Genomic DNA, 4,941 nt, shown 5'->3' with positions numbered 1-4,941 from the left:
CCTACAGGGGATTGCGGGGTTCTGGCGGTTAGCGGGCGGCTACGGCCTGGGTGGTGGCGTCGGTGAAGTCGAGGACTTTGCCGCCCTGGGCCGTGGCGAATTGCTGGGCCTGGCCCTTGAGCAGGAACGCGCTGAGGCGCCCTTTCGCGTCACTGGCAAACCACGCCTGATCCGCCAGCAACTTGATCCCGCTGTCACTCGCCTGGGCATACACCGCGCGGATGTTTTTGCCTTCAGACTTCAAACCGGCCAATGCGGTGAACGCCGATTCCGCCGAGGCGTACTGCCGGACTTTCGGCTCGCCGCGCACCCAGATCTCGGCCACATGACTGAAGTCGGTGATGGCTTTGCCGCTCAACGCATCCACTGCTTTGAGCGGGGTCTGACCGTAGTTGGCCAGTTGCGCGGTGTAGTCCAGCTTCGAGGCCTTGAACGCGGCGCGGATGTACTGGTCGTCAATGAAGGTGTTGAGATCGAGACCGCGATCAGCCTTCTTCAGCAGCTTGAGGGTGTCGATGGCGGTGCCGACCGCCTGGCGATATTCCGGCTTCCAGCTCAGGTCGCGGGTCTGCACGCCGAGCGGGCCGTGGAACAGGTAATTGACCTCGGCATCGACGCCGGTGACCTTGGCGATCAACTCGCTGTACTTCTCGGGTTCTGCCGCCAATAACTGGTTGGCTTCAAGGCTGGCGCGCAGGTACGCGACGACGATTTCCGGGTACTTTTTCGCGTAGGCCTGATCGACCAGCGCACCGTGGAACGTCGGCGTGTTCGCCTGGGAGCCGTCATAGATCTTGCGAGCGAAGCCACGGCTCGGGAACAGTTCGGCGAACGGCACAAAGTCGGCGTGGGCGTCGATCTTCCCGGCCTGCAACGCGGAACCGGCGACTTCCGGCGGCTGGGCGATGATGTTCACGTCTTTGAGCGGGTCCCAACCCTGAGCCGCCACGGCGCGCAGCAACATGCCATGGGCAGTCGAGGCGAACGGCACGGAAATGGTCTTGCCCTTCAGCTCGGCCAGCGACTGCACGCCCGAAGCGCTCGGCACGACGATGCCGTTGCCGCTGCCCTTGATGCTGCCCGACAGCACGCTGATAAACAGGCTGTGCTTGCCGGCGGTTTCAAACGCGACGCCGTTGAACGAACCGGGGAAATCAGCCATCGCGCCGAAGTCGAGTTTGCCGGCGACCATCTCGTTGGTCAGGGGCGCGCCGCTGGTGAAGTTCTTCCACTCGACCTCGTATTTGGCGTCCTTGTATTGGCCATCGTGGGGCAAGTATTTGTCCAGCAGGCCGAGCTCGCGAATCAACAGGCCGCCGGCGGCGCAGTTGATCGTGGTGTCCTGGGTGCCGATGGCAATGCGGATGGTTTCGGCGGAGGCCGACAAGGTGAATGAAGCCAGTACCAGACCGGCCAATGCTGCACGCAATAACATGGTGAATCCCCTCGAATCATTTATAGGATATTCGTCTCCGCCACGATCAGGGCGTGGTGGGAAACGAGGGGTGTTGGGTGAATCCAGCGTCCGGTGTTTCCGGATGGCTTTGGGTTGTCTGGGCGGGTCTCATCGCTGGCAGGCCAGCTCCCACAAGGTTCTCTGTTGCCAGCGAAATCCGTGTCCCACTGAAAATCCCTGTGGGAGCTGGCCTGCCAGCGATGGCGTCCTGTCAGTCAACGCAGCAAATAAGGGATTTCGACTTTCACCGCCCCGGTCGGGCAGTCCTTTTCGCACGGCATGCAGTACCAGCATTCGTCGAAGGCCATGTAGGCCTTTTGCGTGGCCGGGTTGATCGCCAGCAAGTCCATCGGGCAGACATCGACGCACACGGTGCAGCCTTTGTGGGCGATGCACAGGTCCTCGTCGACCGTGACGGGCGCGTTGGAGCGGAAGAAAATTTCCTGGGGTTGATAGGCCATTGGTCGGTCTCTCTTATAGTCAGGCTCAGGCCGCAAAGGCACCGACGCGCAGCCGGTCGTAGGCCTGCATTTCTTCGGCATCCAGCGGGATGATGTAGGGCTCGACGGCTTTCTTGAAACTGCTCATCTGGCCGTGTTCATCCTTCTTCAAATGGCAATGGCAGAACCAGTCGCTGTCGTTGCGCTGCGGGTGATCGACCCGATAGTGGTAAAGCCCCCAGCGACTTTCGGCGCGGAACAACGAAGCGCGGGCGGCCATTTCGGCGCAGTCGCGGATCATGCTGACTTCCATGGCGCGCATCAGTTCGTGGGCGTTGTGGGCCTTGATCTGATCAAGATCACGCTGGATATCGCTGAAACGCTGCAGGCCGATTTGCATCTTCTTGGTCACTTTCGGCGGTTGCAGGTAATCGTTCACGAAGCGTCGCAGCTTGTACTCGACCTGGGCCGGCGGCAGTCCGTGTTCGCGGTCCAGTGGCGCGTAGACCCGTGCTTTCTCGGTTTCGATCTGTTTGGCATCGACCGCTGAAAATTCGCGACCGGCGACAAAATCCGCCGCATTAGTGCCGGCAAACCAGCCGTAGGTGAACGCGCCAAGCATGTAGTTGTGCGGCACGGCGGCCATGTCACCCGCCGAGTACAAACCCTTGACCGAGGTTTCGGCCTTCTCGTTGACCCACACACCCGACGCCGAATGCCCGCTGCAAAAACCGATTTCGGAGATGTGCATCTCGACCATCTGCGTGCGGTAATCGGTGCCGCGATTGGCGTGAAACTGACCGCGACTCGGGCGTTCGTTGCTGTGCAGGATTTCTTCGATGTTCTGGATGGTTTCCTCGGCCAGGTGATCGAGTTTGAGGAACACCGGGCCGTTGCCGCTTTCGAGTTCCTGGTGGAACTCCCACATCATCTGGCCGCTCCAGTAGTCGCACTCGATGAAGCGCTCGCCCTTGTTGTTGGCGGTGTAGCCGCCCAACGGACCCGTAACGTAGGCGCAGGCCGGGCCGTTGTAGTCCTTGATCAGCGGGTTGATCTGGAAGCATTCGAGGTTCGCCAGTTCGGCCCCGGCGTGATAGGCCATGGCGTAACCGTCGCCGGCATTGGTCGGGTTTTCGTAAGTGCCCATCAGGTAACCCGAGGACGGCAAACCGAGGCGCCCGGCAGCACCGCACGCGAGGATCACCGCCTTGGCTTTGATCACGTGAAAATCGGCGGTGCGACAGTCGAAACCCATCAGGCCGTTGACCGCACCCTCTTCGTCCGTCAGCAAGCGCGTGCAAACGACACGGTTGGTGATGCTGACCCGGGCGCGTTTCAACTGGCGGTACAGGACTTTCTTGATGTCGTGCCCTTCCGGCATCGGCAGAACGTAAGCGCCCATGTGGTGGACCTTTTTCACCGCGTAGTCGCCGGTTTCGTCCTTCTCGAATTTGACGCCCCAGCGGTCCAGTTGCTCGATGGTTTCGAAGCTGTGGGTGGCGTAGGCGTAGACCGCTGCCTGATTGACGATGCCGTCGTTGGCGATGGTGATTTCCTTGGTGTACTGCTCCGGCGTGGAATGGCCGGGAATGATCGCGTTGTTCAGGCCGTCCATGCCCATACTGATCGCGCCGCTGCGTTTGACGTTGGCCTTGTCGATCAGCAACACGCGCAGGTCGCGGTTGCGCTCCTTGGCCTTGATTGCCGCCATGGGACCCGCCGTGCCACCGCCGATCACGACGATGTCGTATTCCTGTTCGAGGGTACTTCTTGTCATGCCTGCGCCCCTTTGTGCCGGTCGATCCGCAGGCGGTACTGGAAGGCATCGCCACGGTAGTAAAGGTGTTCGAAGTCCACGGGTTGGCCGCTGGCATCGTGAGTCAGACGCTCGATGCGCATGATCGGCGAGCCGGGTTCGATGTTGAGCGCCTGGGTCAGGTCGCTGTCGGCGAGTACGGCGTCGATGGCCAGATCGGCATGACCGAGGGCCAGGCCGCAGTCGTTTTCGAGGATCAGGAAGATGTCGCGGGTGACCAGATCGGCCTTTTCCAGCCGTTCGCCGATGGCTTTGGGCAGGTAGGTGATTTCCAGTGAGATCGGCTCACGGTTGATCAGGCGCACCCGCTTGATCTGCGCCACGATCTCGCCTTCGGCCACCTGCAAACGCTCGGCGACGAGTTTGTCGGCGGGGATGAATTTGAAACTGCGCAGGCGGTTGATCACCTCGTAGCCGCGCCCGGTCATGGACTCGGCGAGGCCTTGCAGGGTGCTGACGTTCTGGAAGGTTTTCGGCTTGGCGACGAAGGTGCCCTTGCCGTGAATCTTGAAGATCAGCCCTTCTTTTTGCAGATCGCCGAGGGCCTGGCGCACGGTGATGCGGCTGACTTTGAACAACGCGCCAAGCTCGCTTTCCGAAGGCATCTGGCTGTCTTGCGGGTATTCGCCGTCGAGAATGCGGGCACGCAGGACGTCGCGCAGTTGAGTGTGCAAAGGAACACTGCTGAGGGAGAGAACGTTATCGGTCATGGCAGATCACTTGTTATAACGAGTTATGACGTGATCTTAGAGTTCTAGTGCGGGGGTTGAGAAATACTGTTTGAGAATAAGGTTAGATTCGTGGGATGGCGCGTTACCTGACGCACCGCGTCGCATGGATCGCCGGCAAGCCGGCTCCTACAGGATTGGCGTCAACCGAACATTCCCGGCACGCATACGCACTTGTAGGAGCCGGCTTGCCGGCGATGGCGCCCATGAAATCGCCTTCGCAGGCAAGCCTGGCTCCTACAGGATTGGCGTCATCCGAACATTCGCGGCACGCCCACGCACTTGTAGGAGCCGGCTTGCTGGCGATGGCGTCCATGAAATCGCCTTCGCCGGCAAGCCTGGCTCCTACAGGATTGGCGTCAGCCGAACATTCCCGGCACGCATACGCACTTGTAGGAGCCGGCTTGCCGGCGATGGCGCCCGTGAAATCGCCATCACCGGTAAGCCGTGCGCCTACAGATCAACCAACGCGCAGTGCGCGCAAATCCAGTCGACCGTCCT

At 60.8% G+C, this 4,941-nt stretch carries 4 protein-coding genes; all 4 read right to left on the bottom strand.

What is annotated here, in order from left to right; genetic code table 11:
* Positions 1-28 precede the first annotated feature (28 nt).
* The 4 genes from KGA97_RS29000 to KGA97_RS28985 all read right to left on the bottom strand — a co-directional run bounded on the left by KGA97_RS29000 (position 29) and on the right by KGA97_RS28985 (position 4,422).
* On the bottom strand, positions 29-1,435 hold the full coding sequence (locus KGA97_RS29000; RefSeq protein ID WP_008039050.1) for an ABC transporter substrate-binding protein: 1,407 nt from the start codon (positions 1,433-1,435) through the stop codon (positions 29-31).
* Between the two features lie 236 nt (positions 1,436-1,671).
* Positions 1,672-1,917 (bottom strand): ferredoxin family protein, encoded by a 246-nt coding sequence (locus KGA97_RS28995; protein ID WP_007946457.1) that lies wholly within the window; start codon positions 1,915-1,917, stop codon positions 1,672-1,674.
* Positions 1,918-1,942: 25 nt separating this feature from the next.
* Positions 1,943-3,673, bottom strand: coding sequence for a fumarate reductase/succinate dehydrogenase flavoprotein subunit (locus KGA97_RS28990; protein WP_207284539.1), 1,731 nt, complete (start codon positions 3,671-3,673; stop codon positions 1,943-1,945).
* Complete coding sequence (locus tag KGA97_RS28985; protein ID WP_008039052.1) at positions 3,670-4,422, bottom strand: GntR family transcriptional regulator; 753 nt, start codon at positions 4,420-4,422, stop codon at positions 3,670-3,672. Before KGA97_RS28985 ends, KGA97_RS28990 begins: the two co-directional genes overlap by 4 nt.
* Between the last annotated feature and the right edge of the window lie 519 nt (positions 4,423-4,941).

It is taken from the genome of Pseudomonas sp. BF-B-15, from assembly GCF_019946675.1.
Classification (GTDB): Bacteria; Pseudomonadota; Gammaproteobacteria; order Pseudomonadales; family Pseudomonadaceae; genus Aquipseudomonas; species Aquipseudomonas migulae.
Note: the sequence above shows the minus strand (reverse complement) of the source record. Positions and strands in the feature narration are given on the sequence as shown.

Bases quoted from the DNA above. Each gene is read 5' to 3' on its own strand.
- KGA97_RS29000 (WP_008039050.1), bottom strand. From the start codon at position 1,435: ATGTTATTGCGTGCAGCATTGGCCGGTCTGGTACTGGCTTCATTCACC.
- KGA97_RS28995 (WP_007946457.1), bottom strand. From the start codon at position 1,917: ATGGCCTATCAACCCCAGGAAATTTTCTTCCGCTCCAACGCGCCCGTC.
- KGA97_RS28990 (WP_207284539.1), bottom strand. From the start codon at position 3,673: ATGACAAGAAGTACCCTCGAACAGGAATACGACATCGTCGTGATCGGC.
- KGA97_RS28985 (WP_008039052.1), bottom strand. From the start codon at position 4,422: ATGACCGATAACGTTCTCTCCCTCAGCAGTGTTCCTTTGCACACTCAA.